The 16,830-nt window shown below is 61.9% G+C and carries 19 protein-coding genes; 14 read left to right on the forward strand and 5 right to left on the reverse strand.

Going from position 1 to position 16,830, the window contains the following annotated elements; all coding sequences use genetic code 11:
* Nucleotides 1-54: 54 nt before the first annotated feature.
* The 5 genes from groES to JL39_RS27735 all read left to right on the forward strand — a co-directional run bounded on the left by groES (nucleotide 55) and on the right by JL39_RS27735 (nucleotide 6,216).
* Entirely contained in the window at nucleotides 55-351 is a 297-nt protein-coding gene (groES, locus tag JL39_RS27715) for a co-chaperone GroES (RefSeq protein WP_037158403.1), read from the forward strand.
* 57 nt (nucleotides 352-408) lie between these two features.
* A complete protein-coding gene (gene groL, locus JL39_RS27720; RefSeq protein WP_037158405.1) occupies nucleotides 409-2,049 on the forward strand; it encodes a chaperonin GroEL in 1,641 nt (546 codons plus the stop codon).
* 365 nt (nucleotides 2,050-2,414) lie between these two features.
* Nucleotides 2,415-3,986, forward strand: a complete 1,572-nt coding sequence (gene metG / locus JL39_RS27725; RefSeq protein ID WP_052183151.1) for a methionine--tRNA ligase — start codon at nucleotides 2,415-2,417, stop codon at nucleotides 3,984-3,986.
* Between the two features lie 54 nt (nucleotides 3,987-4,040).
* On the forward strand, nucleotides 4,041-5,570 hold the full coding sequence (locus JL39_RS27730) for a cation:proton antiporter (protein ID WP_037158407.1): 1,530 nt from the start codon (nucleotides 4,041-4,043) through the stop codon (nucleotides 5,568-5,570).
* A 190-nt stretch (nucleotides 5,571-5,760) separates the two neighbouring features.
* Nucleotides 5,761-6,216, forward strand: coding sequence for a DoxX family protein (locus JL39_RS27735; RefSeq protein ID WP_037158408.1), 456 nt, complete (start codon nucleotides 5,761-5,763; stop codon nucleotides 6,214-6,216).
* A gap of 63 nt (nucleotides 6,217-6,279) precedes the next feature.
* On the opposite strand, the gene JL39_RS27740 is transcribed toward JL39_RS27735, so the two are convergent.
* From JL39_RS27740 to hisS, 4 genes are all read right to left on the reverse strand, one after another.
* Complete coding sequence (locus tag JL39_RS27740; protein ID WP_037158415.1) at nucleotides 6,280-6,684, reverse strand: GFA family protein; 405 nt, start codon at nucleotides 6,682-6,684, stop codon at nucleotides 6,280-6,282.
* Between the two features lie 23 nt (nucleotides 6,685-6,707).
* The gene (gene hisG, locus JL39_RS27745; RefSeq protein ID WP_037158418.1) at nucleotides 6,708-7,406 is read right to left on the reverse strand and encodes an ATP phosphoribosyltransferase; all 699 of its coding nucleotides are present in this window, start codon (nucleotides 7,404-7,406) and stop codon (nucleotides 6,708-6,710) included.
* The gene (locus tag JL39_RS27750; RefSeq protein WP_037158421.1) at nucleotides 7,403-8,587 is read right to left on the reverse strand and encodes an ATP phosphoribosyltransferase regulatory subunit; all 1,185 of its coding nucleotides are present in this window, start codon (nucleotides 8,585-8,587) and stop codon (nucleotides 7,403-7,405) included. The genes hisG and JL39_RS27750 overlap by 4 nt, the downstream gene beginning before the upstream one ends.
* Nucleotides 8,588-8,791: 204 nt before the next feature.
* The gene (hisS, locus tag JL39_RS27755; protein WP_037158424.1) at nucleotides 8,792-10,390 is read right to left on the reverse strand and encodes a histidine--tRNA ligase; all 1,599 of its coding nucleotides are present in this window, start codon (nucleotides 10,388-10,390) and stop codon (nucleotides 8,792-8,794) included.
* 141 nt (nucleotides 10,391-10,531) lie between these two features.
* Between hisS and JL39_RS27760 the strand changes: the two genes are divergently transcribed.
* The 6 genes from JL39_RS27760 (at nucleotide 10,532) to JL39_RS27785 (ending at nucleotide 13,458) form a co-directional block, all read left to right on the forward strand.
* Entirely contained in the window at nucleotides 10,532-10,762 is a 231-nt protein-coding gene (locus JL39_RS27760) for a DUF6290 family protein (RefSeq protein WP_037158427.1), read from the forward strand.
* The gene (locus tag JL39_RS27765) at nucleotides 10,746-11,015 is read left to right on the forward strand and encodes a type II toxin-antitoxin system RelE/ParE family toxin (RefSeq protein ID WP_037158430.1); all 270 of its coding nucleotides are present in this window, start codon (nucleotides 10,746-10,748) and stop codon (nucleotides 11,013-11,015) included. Before JL39_RS27760 ends, JL39_RS27765 begins: the two co-directional genes overlap by 17 nt.
* Before the next feature lie 3 nt (nucleotides 11,016-11,018).
* Complete coding sequence (locus JL39_RS27770) at nucleotides 11,019-11,780, forward strand: hypothetical protein (RefSeq protein WP_037158433.1); 762 nt, start codon at nucleotides 11,019-11,021, stop codon at nucleotides 11,778-11,780.
* Between the two features lie 51 nt (nucleotides 11,781-11,831).
* Nucleotides 11,832-12,221: a hypothetical protein gene (locus tag JL39_RS27775; RefSeq protein WP_152601288.1), complete on the forward strand. Its 390-nt coding sequence runs from the start codon at nucleotides 11,832-11,834 to the stop codon at nucleotides 12,219-12,221.
* A gap of 56 nt (nucleotides 12,222-12,277) precedes the next feature.
* Nucleotides 12,278-12,664, forward strand: coding sequence for a DUF305 domain-containing protein (locus JL39_RS27780; protein WP_037158439.1), 387 nt, complete (start codon nucleotides 12,278-12,280; stop codon nucleotides 12,662-12,664).
* 89 nt (nucleotides 12,665-12,753) lie between these two features.
* The gene (locus JL39_RS27785; protein WP_037158442.1) at nucleotides 12,754-13,458 is read left to right on the forward strand and encodes an HAD family hydrolase; all 705 of its coding nucleotides are present in this window, start codon (nucleotides 12,754-12,756) and stop codon (nucleotides 13,456-13,458) included.
* Here JL39_RS27785 and JL39_RS27790 read toward each other — a convergent pair.
* On the reverse strand, nucleotides 13,445-14,074 hold the full coding sequence (locus JL39_RS27790; RefSeq protein ID WP_037158445.1) for a DNA-3-methyladenine glycosylase I: 630 nt from the start codon (nucleotides 14,072-14,074) through the stop codon (nucleotides 13,445-13,447). The two genes, JL39_RS27785 and JL39_RS27790, sit on opposite strands and share 14 nt — an antisense overlap.
* A gap of 222 nt (nucleotides 14,075-14,296) precedes the next feature.
* Between JL39_RS27790 and JL39_RS27795 the strand changes: the two genes are divergently transcribed.
* The 3 genes from JL39_RS27795 (at nucleotide 14,297) to JL39_RS27805 (ending at nucleotide 16,787) form a co-directional block, all read left to right on the forward strand.
* Nucleotides 14,297-15,052: a L,D-transpeptidase gene (locus JL39_RS27795; protein ID WP_037159886.1), complete on the forward strand. Its 756-nt coding sequence runs from the start codon at nucleotides 14,297-14,299 to the stop codon at nucleotides 15,050-15,052.
* A 146-nt stretch (nucleotides 15,053-15,198) separates the two neighbouring features.
* Entirely contained in the window at nucleotides 15,199-15,891 is a 693-nt protein-coding gene (locus JL39_RS27800) for a L,D-transpeptidase (RefSeq protein ID WP_037158448.1), read from the forward strand.
* 173 nt (nucleotides 15,892-16,064) lie between these two features.
* The gene (locus JL39_RS27805; protein ID WP_037158452.1) at nucleotides 16,065-16,787 is read left to right on the forward strand and encodes an outer membrane beta-barrel protein; all 723 of its coding nucleotides are present in this window, start codon (nucleotides 16,065-16,067) and stop codon (nucleotides 16,785-16,787) included.
* The last annotated feature ends 43 nt before the right edge of the window (nucleotides 16,788-16,830 follow it).

Here is a 16,830-nt window from a genome sequence, read left to right on the forward strand (position 1 = left end):
CAAGCGATACGGATCTTGCGATCCGTCAATGTCATTTGATCGAGGGATTAGACAATGGCAAGCACCAATTTCCGCCCCCTGCACGATCGCGTCGTCGTTCGCCGCGTCGAGTCTGAAGAAAAGACCAGAGGCGGCATCATCATTCCGGACACCGCCAAGGAAAAGCCCGCTGAAGGCGAAATCGTCGCCGTCGGCCCCGGCGCCCGCGACGAGTCCGGCAAGATCGCCGCGCTCGACGTCAAGGTCGGCGACCGCGTTCTCTTCGGCAAGTGGTCCGGCACGGAAGTCAAGATCAACGGCGAAGACCTTCTGATCATGAAGGAAACCGACATCATGGGCATCATCGGCTGATTTCGGCCGGTCGTGTTTTCCGAAATTCTCTGACACCCGTTTCAGGAGTTCTCAAAAATGGCAGCTAAAGAAGTCAAATTCGGCCGCACCGCGCGTGAAAAGATGCTGCGTGGCGTCGACATTCTCGCTGACGCAGTGAAGGTCACGCTCGGCCCGAAAGGCCGCAACGTCGTGATCGACAAGTCCTTCGGCGCGCCGCGCATCACCAAGGACGGCGTTTCCGTCGCCAAGGAAATCGAACTGGAAGACAAGTTCGAGAACATGGGCGCCCAGATGGTCCGCGAAGTCGCTTCGAAGACCAACGACATCGCCGGTGACGGCACCACGACCGCAACCGTTCTTGCCCAGGCCATCGTTCGCGAAGGCGCCAAGGCCGTTGCAGCCGGCATGAACCCGATGGACCTGAAGCGCGGCATCGACCTCGCCGTCAAGGCCGTCGTCGCTGATCTCCAGGCCAAGGCCAAGAAGATCAACACTTCGGAAGAAGTCGCCCAGGTCGGCACGATCTCCGCCAACGGCGAGCGCCAGATCGGCCTCGACATTGCCGAAGCCATGCAGAAGGTCGGCAACGAAGGCGTCATCACGGTTGAAGAAGCCAAGACCGCCGAGACCGAACTCGAAGTCGTCGAAGGCATGCAGTTCGACCGCGGCTATCTCTCGCCCTACTTCGTCACCAACCCGGAAAAGATGGTTGCTGACCTGGAAGATGCCTTCATCCTCCTGCACGAGAAGAAGCTCTCCAACCTCCAGGCGATGCTCCCGGTTCTCGAAGCCGTCGTCCAGACCGGCAAGCCGCTCCTCATCATCGCTGAAGACGTCGAAGGCGAAGCGCTCGCAACGCTCGTCGTCAACAAGCTGCGTGGCGGCCTCAAGATCGCTGCCGTCAAGGCTCCGGGCTTCGGCGATCGCCGCAAGGCCATGCTGGAAGACATCGCCATCCTGACCGGCGGCACTGTCATCTCCGAAGACCTCGGCATCAAGCTCGAAAACGTCACCATCGACATGCTCGGCCGTGCCAAGAAGGTTTCGATCTCCAAGGAAAACACCACGATCGTCGACGGTGCGGGCCAGAAGGCCGACATCGAAGGCCGCGTCGGCCAGATCAAGGCCCAGATCGAGGAAACCACCTCCGACTACGACCGCGAGAAGCTGCAGGAACGCCTTGCCAAGCTCGCTGGCGGCGTTGCCGTCATCCGCGTCGGCGGTTCGACGGAAGTCGAAGTGAAGGAAAAGAAGGACCGCATCGACGACGCGCTCAACGCGACCCGTGCGGCCGTTCAGGAAGGCATCGTACCGGGCGGCGGCGTCGCTCTGCTGCGTGCTTCCGCTCAGCTTACGGTCAAGGGCGAAAACGCCGACCAGGAAGCCGGTGTCAACATCGTTCGCCGCGCCCTGCAGGCTCCGGCCCGCCAGATCGCCGAAAACGCTGGTGACGAAGCTTCGATCGTCGTCGGCAAGATCCTCGAAAAGAACGACGACAACTACGGCTACAACGCCCAGACCGGCGAATACGGCGACATGATCGGCATGGGCATCGTCGATCCGGTCAAGGTCGTTCGCACCGCCCTGCAGGACGCAGCCTCGGTTGCCGGCCTGCTGGTCACCACCGAAGCCATGATCGCCGAGCTGCCGAAGAAGGACGCTCCGGCCGGCATGCCTGGCGGCATGGGCGGAATGGGCGGCATGGACATGATGTGAGACTGACGTCTCGCATCTGAGCCATCCGGTTCAGTCTTGGAAGGGCGGTCTTCGGGCCGCCCTTTTTCATCTCAACGAGGCCGCCATCATTCCAGACGGCTCTGCGCGTCGAGCGCGCCGGGCTATCGACTTCCGCTTCCCTGACATTCGTCAATTGACGGGAAACCTCCAGGAGGATAATTGGAATTCATGACCAGCAGCGCCTCGATCGTCAGCATCTGCATGATGATGCCGCTTTCCAAATCGGAAGCGGCAGGTCTTGGCATGTAATCCACGCGGATAAACAAACATCCAAGTCGCTTCCACCCGGGGCGGCTTTTTTGTCTTCAGGGACCGCCTCGTTCTCAAACCCGAGAGGTCTCCCGATGCCCGCGAATGCTCATTCCATCAACCCATCTCATCGCTACGTCACGACGGCGATTCCCTATGTGAACGCCCGGCCCCATATCGGCTTCGCGCTGGAGGTCGTTCAGGCCGACGTCATCGCCCGATCCCACCGCTCCGCGGGCGCCGATACGCGCTTCCTGGCCGGTACCGACGAGAACAGCATCAAGAACGTTCAGGCTGCCGAAGCCGCCGGGCTGCCCGTCGAAACGCTCGTCGAGCGCAATTCCGATCACTTTCGCGCTCTTCAGCAAGGTTTGAACCTCTCCTATGACGACTTTATCCGGACCAGCAGCGATCCACGCCATGCACCCGGCGCCCGCAAGCTCTGGGCGGCATGTTTCAGGAGCGGCGACATCTACAAGCGTGCCTATCGCGGCCTTTACTGCAATGGCTGCGAACAATTCTACAAGGCCGAAGAACTCGCCGACGGCAAATGCCCTGAACACGGCACTGTCCCGGACTTCGTGGAAGAAGAAAACTGGTTCTTCCGCCTCTCGCGCTACGAGGAGACGCTGCGCAGATTGTATGAACGTCGCGAGATCGACGTGGTGCCGGAATCACGGCGCAATGAGGTCCTGGCCTGGATCAGGGGAGGCCTTGAAGATTTCAGCATTTCGCGCAGCGCAATCCGTGCACGCGGATGGGGCATTCCCGTGCCGAACGATCCAGGCCAGGTGATTTATGTCTGGTTCGATGCGCTTGCCAACTACATCACGGCCCTCGGCTATGGGACGGACGAAGCCCTGTTCCGCCGCTTCTGGCTTGAGAGCGATTCCCGGGAACACGTGATCGGCAAGGGGATCACCCGGTTCCATGCCATCTATTGGCCGGCCATTCTTCTTTCGGCGGGCATCATCCCGCCCACGCGCATCTTCGTCCACGGTTATGTGACAGTGGACGGCCGGAAGATCGGCAAATCGGCCGGCAACGCGATCGATCCCGTTCCATTGGCCGGTGAACTCGGCACAGATGCCTTGCGTTACTATCTTTTGCGGCATATCCGCCCTACGGGCGACGGTGATTTTTCCCATGAGCGCTTCCGGCAGGCGCATGACTCCGAACTTGCGGATCAGCTCGGCAATCTCGTGCACCGCGCTCTCAGCATGATCGACCGCTATTGCGGCGGCATCATACCGGCTCCCGAAGGCACCGACATCAGAGGGGACGACCTGCTTCATCAGGCGGCCGACCTCAGGAAAATCGTCGCCGGCTCCATCGAGGCCTACACATTCGATGAGGCCCTGGATGCCGTGTGGTCGTTCGTCGCATCGACAAATCGCTATGTCGCGGAACAGCAACCCTGGGCTCTGGCCAAAGCCGAAGGTTCCGAACCGGCGATCAGGTTGCGCAACTGCCTGTTTAATTTGGCGGCGTCACTGCAGGCGATCGCCGATTGCCTCAGCTCCCTGCTGCCGGAGACGAGCGAAAAACTGCGCTATAAACTGGGCGGGCCATTGCGGGGCGCAGAAGCCCTGGAATTGGCCGGGCTCAAGGTTGACAGAGGTGGCGCACTGTTTCCCAAGGGAAGCATCTCACGCAATCCCGGCTAGAGCAAAGATGCAAGGCCGCTGACAGCTGCCCGCGCCGCAATTACAGTCGCACCCATGAGTTTCTTTGAAAGCCTACTCCTTCTGGTGCTGGTCGCGATCGTGCTGCTGCAGGTTTCGCGCCGCCTCTCCGTGCCCTATCCTTCCATGCTCGCCCTGGCGGGCGCGGCCGTCGCGCTGGTTCCCGGCACGCCATACATTTCCCTCGACCCGGCCACGGCACTCGCCCTGTTCATCGCACCGGCGCTGTTCGATGCCGCTTTCGATTTTCCGGTGGGCGTCGCGCGCCGCTTCTGGCTGCCGCTCGTCGTCTTCGCCGTGGGTGGCGTCGTTGTGACGGCGGCGGCAGTCGCATTCTTTGGCTGGGCTTTCGCCGGCCTGCCGCTCGCCGCAGCGCTGGTGCTGGGCGCGATCGTCGCGCCGCCCGACGCGGCGGCGGCGACCGCGGTACTGTCTGCCATGTCGATCCCCCGCAGCACGGATACGGTCCTGCGCGGCGAAAGCCTCTTCAACGACGCCGCAGCACTCCTGATCTTCGACGCCGCGCTCGCCATCCAGTCGGCGGGCGGCCTCGACATGCCCATCGCCTTGCACCTCACGATTGCCGTTCCCGGCGGCATCCTGCTCGGAATCATAGCCGCAACGCTGGTCCGGCACCTGGCGCGCTTCGTCTCCGGCACGCTTGGCGGAAACCTCCTGCAGTTCGTGCAGACCTTCCTCCTGTGGGTCATCGCCGAACGTCTCGGTCTTTCGGCCGTGCTCGCCATCGTCGCCTTCGCGATGACGCTGGCGTACAGCAACAGGACGCCGACCTCGGTGCGGATGCGGGTGCAGTCCTATGCGGTCTGGAGCGCCGTTGTCTTCGTGCTGAACGTGATGGCCTTTCTTCTGATGGGCATGCAGGTTCGCGATATCGTCGGAGGAATGTCAGCAGACCGTCTCGGAGAGGCGATCCGTTTTGCTCTGATTACCGTCGTCATCGTCATCCTGGTGCGTTTCGTGGTCTATGTGGGCTTCAACCGCCTGCAGGCCTGGCGTGCGCGCCGCCGCGGCGTACCGGAACCAGCCTCCGTCAAACAGGCGCTGCTTGCCAGCTGGTGCGGCATGCGCGGACTTGTGACACTTGCGACGGCCTTCGCCTTGCCGGCCTCATTCCCCGAACGCGATATTGTCGTCCTGACGGCCTTCGCCGTCGTACTTGCCACGCTGGTCGTCCAGGGGCTGACGCTTGCGCCGATCATCAGATGGCTCGGTCTCGACCGCCGCCAGAAAGGGCTTGGCGAACTCGCTGCCCGTCGCAGCGAAATAGCGTTTGCAGGGTTCTCGAGACTCGACGGAGCAGTGGAGGACGAAGCGGAACTGCTGCGCGCAAAATTCCGCCTGGAGCAGGAGGCCGTGTCCGCGACGTCGCTCGAAACCTATCGCCGGCTGGCGCTCGATGCCATCGTCGCCCAGCGGGAGGCGCTCGAAGGACTTCGCGCGGCCGGCCATCTCAATGTCGACGAATACAATCTTCTCCTGGAGGAAATCGACTGGCGCGAACTTTCCGTCCTGCCGGAGAACGCGCGGCGGATCGAGGAGATATAAACTCCTTCAAGGCCTCCCCGGCTTTGACATGACGAAAACGTGCGCGCCGGACTGCGTCCTCCGCGTTCACAAATCGGCAACAAACCGTCCACGATTGTTCATCTTCCGAATACGGATTAAAACGGGCAAATATGCAGGCAGAGAAATTCAACCGCCTGTCGAGACACAGGCACTGAACCGGAGCTTCCAAATGTCTTCCACCGCCACTACCAACAATTCCCTGCTTCTCGCCGCCCGCGTCCTGCTGGCGATCATGTTCATCACGTCCGGCTTCCAGAAGCTCATCGACCCCTCTGGCACCGCCGGCATGATCACCGGCGCCGGCATTCCCGCGGCCGCGTTGCTCGCCTATGTCGCCGGCCTCTTCGAGTTGGTGGCCGGTCTTGCCGTCCTCACCGGTTTCCAGACCAAGATCGCCGCTATCCTGCTTGCCCTTTTCTGCCTGTTCACCGCCTTCGTCTTCCATAACGGCGCGATCAACATTCCCGGCTTCACGCCGGAAGCGAACGGCCTGCTGACTGTCTTCAATGGCCTGATCTTCTGGAAGAACGTCTCGCTTGCAGGCGGCTTCCTGGCTCTCGCCGCCGCCGGCGCCGGCGCCTACTCGATCGACGCCCGCCGCGGTTCGGTCGCAATTACCGCTTAACTTGCCAGCATTCCCTGCCCTGGACTGATCCGCCGGACCTCGCGTCCGGCGGATTTCTTGTCTCTAATCCTTTTCACGGGCCGGCAATTCGCCGATCTGCGAAAGCCAGGCCGGCGAGGAGCGGCACCAGACCTGCCGCTGCGGTTTCAGCTCCATCCGTTGGTCGATGCTGCCCCAGCGGATGCCCCAGATCTTCGAAGCCTCCCCCTCGCCGTTGACGAAGAGCTGCGAGCCACATTCCGGGCAGAAATACTGGAGCCGGCCGCGCCCGCTTTCGGCCGTCTTTCGGTATTGCTTCGGCGGCTCGCCGGTGAGCTTCAAATCGCTTTCCGGAACGACCGCCGTCACTCGAAAAGGCGAGCCGGTAAGTTTCTGGCAATCGGTACAGTGGCAGATGGCGACCCGCTGCGGATCGAGCTCGGCCTCATAGGTCACATAGCCGCAATGGCATCCGCCGGTGATGTGCATGCATCTTCCTCCCCGTTGAAACTTTAAAGCACGCCGCGGACCGCCTCCACGATCTGCGCCACTCGCGGATCATCCTCGTGATCCGGCTTGCGGGCTCTCACCAGGCAGGCCTCGGATTTCAGGATCACCCCATCCGACAGGATCTTCAGATGGTTCGCCCGAAGCGTCGAGCCCGTCGAGGTAATATCGACGATGATATCCGCCTGGCCAGCCGCCGGCGCGCCTTCCGTGGCGCCGAGGCTTTCCACGATGCGGTAGAGCTGGATGCCATGCTGGCTTGAAAAGAACTGCTGCGTGAGCCGCCTGTATTTCGTGGCGATCTGCAACCGGCGGCCATGGCGGGCGCGGAAATCCGCGGCCACGTCGCCGAGATCGGCCATGGTCTCCACGTCGAGCCAGATTTCCGGCACGGCGACCACGACATCCGCCTGGCCGAAGCCCAGGCGAGCGCAGAACTCGACGCGTCCGTCGGCGCCTGCCATGCCCTCACGCACAAGATCTTCGCCGGTCACGCCGAAATCCACCGCGCCGCTTGCGAGTTCCCGTGCAATCTCGGAGGCCGACAGGTAGGCGATCTCGACGCCGTCCATTCCTTCAATGCGGCCGCGATAGGAGCGGTCGTTGCCGACGGCGGAAATCGCAAGCCCGGCGCGTTCGAAAATCGCGGCGGTGTCTTCCTTGATGCGGCCCTTGGACGGCAGGGCAATCGTAATGACGCTCATTGAACGCTCTTTTCTTCGCGCGGCGGGTCCGCCCGAAAACCGGCCTCCACTTTTCGGCCCGCCGCGGCACCCCTCGCCGCTTCAATTCGATCGAGCCAGAGCGAGAAACCGACGGCCGGAATATGATCCTTCGCCCCGAGCAGGGTCAGCAGCCGGTCGAAGCGGCCGCCGCCGGCCAGAACGGCAGGCGAGCCTTCTTCCGTCACCTCGAAGACGAGGCCAGTGTAATAGTCGAGCGGGCGGCCGAAGGCGGCACGATAGGTCATGGCCGAAAGGTCCGCACCGGCATTGGCAAGCGCCGCCAGACGCGCGTCGAAAAGTGCTGCCGCCGGCCCGAGTTTCAGATCGGCGGCATCGGCGAAGCCGGCAAGCGCCGCCGGCGCCTCCGCGAGCGGAAGCTGAAGCGTCAGGAATTCACGCAGCAGCAGCAGCGCTGTGCCGTCGAGCCGCGTCTCGGCGAGTTCCAGCTTTTCCTTGAGCCGCCTTGCGATCTCGGCCGGCGAGCGGCTGGCATTGGTGGAATAGCCGGTCTCCTGCATGGTGCGATCGATGCGCGACACCAGTTCCGCCTCGTTGCCGGAGGCCAGGAGCCCGGCGATCTCGGGATCGAGACCGGTGACCGGCTGCGGCCGGGCAAGCCGTTCCAACAGCGCTTCGAGATGCGCCATGTCGCCGAAGGCATGGATCAGCCGCCGCTGCCAGCCGAACGGCAGGCCGAGCGCGTTCACCACCGCCTCGAATACCGCCTGGTCGCCCAGCGTCACCCCGAGTTTGCGGCCGGGCAGCAGCGCCTTCAAGATGCCGATCGCGTCCCCGATGACGCGGGCATCGGCGCTGGCGATGTCCTTGTCGCCGAGGTCTTCAATGCCGGCCTGGTAGAATTCATAGGCGCCTTCGCGGCGCTGACGGAACACCTCGCCGAGATAGGAATAACGCTTCGGCGTGCCGGTGGCCGTCTCGATATGGCGAAGGCAGACGGGAATGGTGAATTCCGGTCGCAGGCAGAGGTTCGCGCCCGTCTCGCTCTCGGTCAAGAAGATGCGGCGGCGCAAGTCCTCGCCGGCCATGTCGAGAAAAGGCTCGGCCGGCTGGATGACCGGCGTGTTCACCCGCTCGGTGCGGCGAGCGGCGAATTCGGCGAGGAGATCGCCGGAAAACTCCGGCATGTCGATCAGGGGCATGGGATTGCTCCCACTGTGCCACGACTCCCCCCTCTGTCCTGCCGGACATCTCCCCCTCGGGTGGGGAGATCACAAGCGGCACGACCGTCGTTTCCGAGGGGCGGCTGCGGGGAAGGAGACGTCAGATTGAAGGCGACGAGAGGGCCACCAGCCGATCTCCCCCCTTGAGGGGGAGATGCCCGGCAGGGCAGAGGGGGGTAACACTCACGCATCCTTCGCCCTTCTGCGATCCTCGGCCTGGGCGGCCAGAATCTCCTTCACCTTGGCGACCAGTTCCGCCTCGGGAACGGTTTCCTGGGCCACCCGCGCCTCGCGCCAGGCCGCATTGTCCTCGATCTCGCCGGAAAGGCGCTTGCCCTCAATCAGGTCCTTGATCTGCACCACACCCTCAGCGCGCTCATCGCCACCCTGGATGAGGGCGATCGGGCAGCCGCGGCGGTCGGCATATTTCAGCTGGATGCCGAACTTCTTCCAGTTGCCCTGGTACATTTCGGCACGGATGCCGGCATTGCGCAGGTCCTGCGTGAAGCGCTGGTAGCGGCCCATGCTTTCCACATCGCCGTCCATGACGGTGACCAGAACCGGGGCGACCGCCTCGTCCCGGCCGAGCTTGCCGAGGTTCTTCAGCGCCGTCATCAGGCGCGAGACACCGATCGAAAAGCCCGTCGCCGGAACCGGCTGGCCCATGAAGCGCGAGACAAGCCCGTCATACCGCCCGCCGCCGCCGACGGAGCCGAACACGACTTCTTCGCCCTTCTCGTTGGTAACGTCGAAGGTGAGCTCGGCTTCAAAAACCGGGCCGGTGTAGTATTCGAGGCCGCGGATAATAGTGGTATTTATCGCGATACGATCAGGGCCATAGCCCGATTGCTCAAACAGATTGAGCATCAATTCAAGCTCTTCAATTCCAGCAGCTCCGCTTGGCGTCGCACCTACGATCAACCGAGCAGCTTCAATCGAATTCCAAGAATTGTCGACCCACAGAATGCTGTCTTCCTTTGAGGGCCGTCCTACTAGAGGTCGAACGCGACTCCGAGATTGATCAGCGGGGACCATGGTTGATCCGGCCAGAAATGGAATGATTAGTTTGATCTGCTCGGAATTTAGCCCCGCCCCCTTGGTACGGTCGCCACTTTCATCTGTACGTCCATCCCCAAGAAGGAGGAGAACCCCCTCGGTTCCGAATTTATCGTGCTTATCGAGAGCACGAAGAACAGCGAGTTTCTGCGTGGGATCGTCAACTCCGATCGCCTCCATGACGCCATCCAGAACCTTGCGGTTGTTGACACGGATCACGTAATCGCCGCGCTTGATGCCCAGCGCTTCCATGGTGTCGGCCATCATCATGCACATTTCGGCATCTGCCTGGACGCCCGCCGCGCCGACGGTGTCGGCATCGAACTGCATGAACTGGCGGAAACGGCCGGGACCCGGCTTCTCGTTGCGGAAGACGTAGCCGGCGCGATAGGTGCGGTAAGGAAGCTGGATCTCGTTGAAATTCTCCGCGACATGGCGGGCGAGCGGCGCTGTCAGGTCGTAGCGCAGGCTCATCCACTGATCGTCGTCGTCCTGCAGCGAGAACACGCCTTCGTTCGGGCGGTCGGCATCCGGCAGGAATTTTCCGAGCGCATCGGTATATTCGAACATCGGCGTCTCGACCGGGTCGAAACCGTAGCGCTCGTAGACCTCGCGGATCTTCTCGATCATCTCGTTGGTGGCATGGATATCGGCACTGGTGCGATCGACGAAGCCGCGCGGCAGGCGGGCTTTGAGTTTCTGCGGTTTTTGTCTCTTGTCGCTCATGATCGAAATTCCATTGCCGTCGGCCGCAAAGGCCGGATTTGTGAGCGGTTTCTTAGAGGATAGAGGCGGGAGCGGCAAGGGCGATGGGTGGCGAAGTGTTCGGGAGAATGCTATATATTCCGGCATGAAAGGGCAAAGGCCATGAACAAACGCGTCACGATCGAAATGCCGGACGAAATGCACAAGCTGATCGCCGAATACGCCGCGGAAGCCGGTGCCGAGCCGGATACCTATATGCGCGACGTGCTGGAACAGCATCTCGAAGATCTGCATGACATTGCGCTTGCGGAAGCCGCAATGGAGCGGATTCGCAACGGCGAGCGGACCTATACACTGGAAGAAGTGAAGCGCGAACTTGGCCTGGACGATTGAGTTACGGGATAGCGCGCGGAAGCAACTAAAGCATCTCGCCCACCACGATGCAGCGCGCATTATCTCATTTCTTGAAGAGCGTGTCGCGACACACGAAAATCCCAGAGAACTTGGCGCGGCGCTGAAAGGGCACGTCCTTGGCGGGTACTGGCGCTACCGCGTCGGCGACTATCGCATCATCTGCGAAATCCAGGATCAGCGGCTCGTCGTGCTGGTGATCGAGATCGGTCATCGGCGCGAAGTCTATCGCTGACTTATGCTCCTCGAAGCTGTTCAATATGCCGCGACCCATGCGGTCACGCCGAAAGCGTTTCGTCCCTTCATCCGATCCTCCGTCAGCCTGTGGTCGCGGGCCGGGCGATGCGCGAAAGCCTGGGCGCCGCATGAGGAGAACTGCAAGGCCTTCATTCGGGAAACGACAGACGGCATGAAGCAGAAGCGCACCGCTGTCGTGCTCGGCTCGGGCCTGTTGCGGGACGTGCCGATCAAAGAATTGTCGAAACAATTCGACACGATCGTGCTGGTCGACCTCGTGCATCTGGCGAGCGTCAGGATGTGGCTGAAAGCCGGGCGTTTCCGGAATGCCCGGCTGATTTCCCGCGATCTCTCGGGGTTCGAGGATGCCGTTGCAGGCAAGCCCGTCGAGCCGCTCGCGTTCCTCCGGCAAGTGCCGTATCTCGACCTTGTCGTCTCGGCAAACATCCTGTCACAGATCGGGGTCGGGGCGAAACGGCGGCTGGAGAGGGAAAAACGGCCGGGCAAAGATGAAATCGTGAGAGCATTGATCCTCGCCCATCTCGATGGCCTGACCACCCTGCCCTGCCGGACAGTGCTCCTGACCGACACCAACTATCGCGTCACCGATCGCAAAGAAATCGTGCGCGAAGAGGCCGACCTGCTCTGCGGCTTGCCGGCGCCGATCGCGAAACGGAAATGGATCTGGCCGGTCGCGCCTTACGGCGAGCTCAGCCGCGATTGCCAGGCGATCCATGAGGTCATCGCCCGGTCATCATCATAGCGTGATCTTCACATGGTTGATTTCCATGCCGGCCATCTTAGATCTAAGCCCATGTCGCGTATCGCCGCCGTTTTCATGTTCTTCGCCTGGCTCCTCTACGGGGCCATGCCCGCCATGGCGACGTCTTCGGTGCTCGTATCGGGAAAGCAACCTCCTCCGATCGTGCATGACCATTCGCAACATCGCGGCCATGGCCAGCACGAGCACGGCAGGACGATTGAAACTTCCCAAACCGCCCATATGCACGGCGACACCAAGCAACCCTGCCCGCATGGCGCAAAGGCCTGCGCGGCACCCTTCTGCGCCGTATGCGTGACGCTCCTGCCGAATGTCGCGACCGGCGATGCCGGCCGTATCATCCATGCCTATCCCGCGCCGGCCGTCGAACAGGCACTCGTCTCGCCTGTTCCCGCGCCGCTGACACCCCCTCCCCGCGCCTGATCGAATATCGGATCACTTCATCTTCAATTTCCATCGGACACGGGAAAGGAAATACCATGTCTCAGAAAACCATATTCATCGCCGCCGCTCTTGCGGTTCTGGTCTCAAGTCCGCTCGCAGCCCAGCAGATGATGGACCACTCCAACATGAAGAACATGCCCATGGCGAATTCCGGCACGGCTGCCGAAACGCCCGCCACCAAGGGCTACACGGCCGCCAACGAGAAGATGCACCAGGACATGGCGGTGGAATATTCGGGCGATGCGGATGTCGATTTCGTGCGCAGCATGATCCCGCATCACCAGGGCGCGATCGACATGGCAAGGGTCGAGCTCGAATACGGCAAGGATCCGGAAATCCGCAAGCTCGCCGAAGCGGTCATCAAGGCGCAGGAGGCGGAAATCGCCGAAATGCAGGCCTGGCTGAAAGCACACGGCAAGTAACAACGCTTAACAACACCGCGCCGGGCACGCCGAACCGCTTGCCCGGCGTCTTCTTTTTCGCCATATCAACGCATGGAGGCAATGGACCCATGCGCCCGATTACCGCGATCGGCTTCGATGCCGACGATACGCTCTGGCAGAACGAACAATATTACCGGCTGACGGAAGAGCATTTCCAGAAGCTGCTCGGCGATTTCGCCGAGGGGCCGCATATTTCCGAGCGTCTGCTCGAGGCGGAAAAACGCAACCTCGCCCAATACGGATTCGGCATCAAGGGTTTCACCTTGTCGATGATCGAGACGGCGATCGAGATCACCGACGGCAAGGTGCCGACCCGGACGATCGGCGAAATCCTCGATATCGGCCGCGGCCTCCTCAGCCATCCCGTCGAGACCCTGCCGCATGTGGAAGAAACGCTTGAGGCGCTGAACGGCGAATACCTTCTGGTGCTGATCACCAAGGGCGACCTTTTCGACCAGGAGCGCAAGCTCGCCCAATCCGGCCTCGGCGATTTCTTCGATGCGGTGGAGATCGTCAGCGACAAGAACGCCACGACCTATCGCCGCATCTTCTCGAAAGTGGCGGACGGGCCGGAACGGGCGATGATGGTCGGCAATTCGCTGAAGTCAGACATCGTGCCGGCGATCGCCGCCGGCTCCTATGGCGTCTTCGTGCCGCATGCGCTGACATGGGCCCTGGAGCATGTGGACGCGCCGGCCGAAGCGCCGCGCTTCCGCCAGATCGAACATCTCGGCGAGCTTTCGGCGATACTCGCCAAAATCACGGGCGCTTGAACTTCAGCCGCAGGTCCTCGACCTCGCGCTGACAAAAACAGCCGTCGAGATGGTCATTCACGAGGCCCATGGCCTGCATGAAGGCGTAGACTGTCGTCGGACCGACGAAGGTCCAGCCGCGCTTCTTCAGGGCTTTCGACAGTTTTACGGAAACCGGCGTGGTGGGGTTGGCGCGCAGCGTCTCGAGATCCATCGCCTCGGGCCGCTCGTGGGAGCCCGGCTCGAAACCCCAGAAGTATTTTGCAAGCGATCCGAACTCGTGCCTGAGTTCGATGGCGCGGGCCGCGTTGTTGATAGTCGAGACGATCTTGCCGCGGTGGCGGACGATGCCGGTATCGGCAAGCAGCCGGGCAACATCTTCCTCGCCGAAGCGCGCCACTTTCTCGAAGTCAAAGCCGGCAAAGGCGGCGCGGAAATTCTCGCGCTTCCTCAGGATGGTCAGCCAGGATAAGCCGGATTGGAAACCCTCCAGGCAGATCTTCTCGAACAGTCGGAAATCGTCGGTGACCGGACGACCCCATTCCTCGTCATGATAACGGCGGTAGTCCTCCAACCCGCCATGCCAGAAACAGCGGCCCCTGCCGTCGTCGCCGATGATGATTCCCGCCTTTTCCATTCCCGATTCCCTGCCGTTAACCGCTTTTGTCATCGCTTTAGCACTGGTCAACCATGTTTCCAAACCGGCCGGTAACCCTGCCAAAAGGTTTATGGGCTGCGTGCGTTTCGGTGCGCCACCCGTTTACCATTCGCTTTCACCTCGCGCCCACCATGAGCGCCAACGCGGGTATTCTTTTTTCAAAAGATTCGCCCGGTCGGTGATTTGTAACGCGTGGACCCGATCATGAAGAAAACCCTGTTCCTGGCCTTCGGCCTTGCAGCCGCCCTGTGCGGCAATGCCTTCGCAAACGACCGATATCGCGAGCGCCCGCCCGTCATCGTCAGCCCCGATCTCGCGGCCCCATGGGTGATGCAGCTTGCGGGGCCGAATGCCCGGCCAGTCGTCTATCCGCGCCAGGCGGCCCAGCCGCGCGTCATCTACCGGCAGCGCGAAGCGCGAACTGTGCAGCGACGCGGCATCTTCGACCAGGGTCGCGCGCAACCGGTCGCCATGCGGCCGCAACCGATCCGCGGCCGGATCGAACCGCAATTCCTGCCGCAAATGGTCGCCTACGAGACCGGAGAGAAGCCCGGCACGATCGTCATCGACACCAATAACCGCTTCCTCTACCTCGTGACAGGCAACGGCCAGGCCCGCCGCTACGGCGTCGGTGTCGGTAAGCCAGGGTTCGAATGGGCCGGCGCGCACAGAATCACACGGAAGGCCGAATGGCCGAACTGGACGCCGCCGAAGGAGATGATCCAGCGCGAGGCCGCCAAGGGCCATTACCTGCCGGCGCGCATGGACGGCGGGCCGGAAAACCCGCTCGGCGCGCGCGCCATGTATCTCGGCTCGACCCTTTACCGCATCCACGGCACCAATGCCCCCTGGACGATCGGCAGCGCGGTTTCTTCCGGCTGCATCCGCATGCGCAACGAGGACGTTGTCGACCTCTACGAGCGCGTCAACGTCGGCACCAAGGTCATCGTGATGTAACCTCCTGAACGGCGGAAAGTGAGGCGGGGAGGACACAGTCCTGCCGCCTTCTGGCCATCACATCTTCTTTATCCGGCCTGCGACATCTTGCTTTGGCGATGGAGTCGGCTAGCCTCGCTGATCCTGAAATTGAAGAGGACGAGGGAATGAGGAGAGGCAGGATCCTCGCAATGGCCATGGGGATGGCCGGCGCGATTTTTTTCACCGCTCAGAATGCAAGCGCGATCGGGCCCGCCGCACGGCATGCCGAACGCCCGGCAAGCGACGTCACCCTGGTGGCGCAGCGCAAGGAACTGCCGGAAAAATACAAGCGCCGCGTGGTGCGCTTCTCGACGACGGAAAGGCCCGGCACGATCATCGTCGATACCAACAACAAGTTCCTTTATTATATCGAGGGTCCCAATCGCGCGACCCGCTACGGCATCGGCGTTGGCCGCGACGGCTTCGGCTGGTCGGGGGTCGTGAACGTCGGCCGCAAGGCGGAATGGCCCTCCTGGACGCCGCCGGCGGAAATGCGTGCCCGCGAGCGTCGTGCCGGTCGCATCCTGCCCGCCGTGCAGGAAGGCGGTATCGACAACCCGCTCGGCGCCCGCGCGCTCTATCTCTACAAAGGCGGTCGCGACACCATCTTCCGCATCCACGGCACCAACCAGCCATGGACGATCGGCCTCAACATGTCGTCGGGCTGCATCCGCATGATGAACAAGGACGTGGAGCATCTCTATGCCCGCGCCGACATCGGCACCAGGGTCATCGTCATCGGCCCCGGCAACCGCCACGGCAATGTCGACTACAAGGACCGCGGCATCGATATCTTCGGCACGATTTTCGGCGGCTGACAACTTGTCGCAATCATCAGAAAAGGGCAGAAAAACTGCCCTTTTCCATTGTTTTAGGCTTCGTTAACCATGACCCGTCTAGCTTCGTGAAGAACTGGTGCAAAAAAGGCACAGACCAGCGAGCCGTCCGCCGCTAGAGTGCGCCTCGAAAATCAATTTCTGCAGGCCGATTCATGCGCAAACTTCTTTCGCTTTCCCTGGTTTCCACGGCTCTGACCGCGGTCGCTGCTTTCGCACCGGCTCATGCGGCTGACCCTGCAGTCGCCGAAGCACCGTATGTCGCTCCGGTTCAGACAAGCAGCGGCGGATGGGAAATCTCCGCCTACGGCGGCTATCAGTTCTCGCCTCACTCTGACGTCGATGTCTCCGACCAGGCCGACTTCACGGCCGGCTGGGATACGAAGCCGTTCAACATGCCGCCCTATTGGGGTATCCGCGGCACCTACTGGTTCGAAGGCGGCGCGCTCTCGAACTGGGGCGTCTCGCTCGACTATACTCATGCCAAGGTCTATGCAGACGACGAGACATTTACCAAGTCCGGCGGCTGGACCGTTTTCGAATTCACTGACGGCCTCAACCTTCTGACGCTGAACGCGCTCTACAAGTTCCCGATCGAGGGCAGCAAGTGGACGCCCTATGTCGGCGCGGGCGTCGGTATCAACGTTCCGCATGTGGAAGTCACCCGCGCAAGCGGCCGTACATTCGACTACCAATTCGGCGGCGCGACCATCCAGGCCCAGGCCGGCGTCCGCTACCAGTTCACCGAGAATTGGTCGGCCTTTGCCGAATACAAGGGCAACTATTCCTGGATCGACGTGGATATCGACAGCGGCGCTTCGCTGCAGACCAATATCCTCACCCACGCGATCAACTTCGGCGTGTCCTACAAGTTCTGAGGCCTGAGACCTGCGAACCAGAAAGCCGGCGAAGTTGCCGGCT

The organism is Rhizobium sp. YS-1r (assembly GCF_000757525.1).
In the GTDB taxonomy this organism is placed as follows: Bacteria; Pseudomonadota; Alphaproteobacteria; order Rhizobiales; family Rhizobiaceae; genus Neorhizobium; species Neorhizobium petrolearium.

What these genes read in the sequence shown, in the direction of transcription:
- groES (WP_037158403.1), top strand. Translation starts at nt 55, where the DNA reads ATGGCAAGCACCAATTTCCGCCCCCTGCACGATCGCGTCGTCGTTCGC.
- groL (WP_037158405.1), top strand. Translation starts at nt 409, where the DNA reads ATGGCAGCTAAAGAAGTCAAATTCGGCCGCACCGCGCGTGAAAAGATG.
- metG (WP_052183151.1), top strand. Translation starts at nt 2,415, where the DNA reads ATGCCCGCGAATGCTCATTCCATCAACCCATCTCATCGCTACGTCACG.
- JL39_RS27730 (WP_037158407.1), top strand. Translation starts at nt 4,041, where the DNA reads ATGAGTTTCTTTGAAAGCCTACTCCTTCTGGTGCTGGTCGCGATCGTG.
- JL39_RS27735 (WP_037158408.1), top strand. Translation starts at nt 5,761, where the DNA reads ATGTCTTCCACCGCCACTACCAACAATTCCCTGCTTCTCGCCGCCCGC.
- JL39_RS27740 (WP_037158415.1), bottom strand. Translation starts at nt 6,684, where the DNA reads ATGCACATCACCGGCGGATGCCATTGCGGCTATGTGACCTATGAGGCC.
- hisG (WP_037158418.1), bottom strand. Translation starts at nt 7,406, where the DNA reads ATGAGCGTCATTACGATTGCCCTGCCGTCCAAGGGCCGCATCAAGGAA.
- JL39_RS27750 (WP_037158421.1), bottom strand. Translation starts at nt 8,587, where the DNA reads ATGCCCCTGATCGACATGCCGGAGTTTTCCGGCGATCTCCTCGCCGAA.
- hisS (WP_037158424.1), bottom strand. Translation starts at nt 10,390, where the DNA reads ATGAGCGACAAGAGACAAAAACCGCAGAAACTCAAAGCCCGCCTGCCG.
- JL39_RS27760 (WP_037158427.1), top strand. Translation starts at nt 10,532, where the DNA reads ATGAACAAACGCGTCACGATCGAAATGCCGGACGAAATGCACAAGCTG.
- JL39_RS27770 (WP_037158433.1), top strand. Translation starts at nt 11,019, where the DNA reads ATGCTCCTCGAAGCTGTTCAATATGCCGCGACCCATGCGGTCACGCCG.
- JL39_RS27775 (WP_152601288.1), top strand. Translation starts at nt 11,832, where the DNA reads ATGTCGCGTATCGCCGCCGTTTTCATGTTCTTCGCCTGGCTCCTCTAC.
- JL39_RS27780 (WP_037158439.1), top strand. Translation starts at nt 12,278, where the DNA reads ATGTCTCAGAAAACCATATTCATCGCCGCCGCTCTTGCGGTTCTGGTC.
- JL39_RS27785 (WP_037158442.1), top strand. Translation starts at nt 12,754, where the DNA reads ATGCGCCCGATTACCGCGATCGGCTTCGATGCCGACGATACGCTCTGG.
- JL39_RS27790 (WP_037158445.1), bottom strand. Translation starts at nt 14,074, where the DNA reads ATGGAAAAGGCGGGAATCATCATCGGCGACGACGGCAGGGGCCGCTGT.
- JL39_RS27800 (WP_037158448.1), top strand. Translation starts at nt 15,199, where the DNA reads ATGAGGAGAGGCAGGATCCTCGCAATGGCCATGGGGATGGCCGGCGCG.
- JL39_RS27805 (WP_037158452.1), top strand. Translation starts at nt 16,065, where the DNA reads ATGCGCAAACTTCTTTCGCTTTCCCTGGTTTCCACGGCTCTGACCGCG.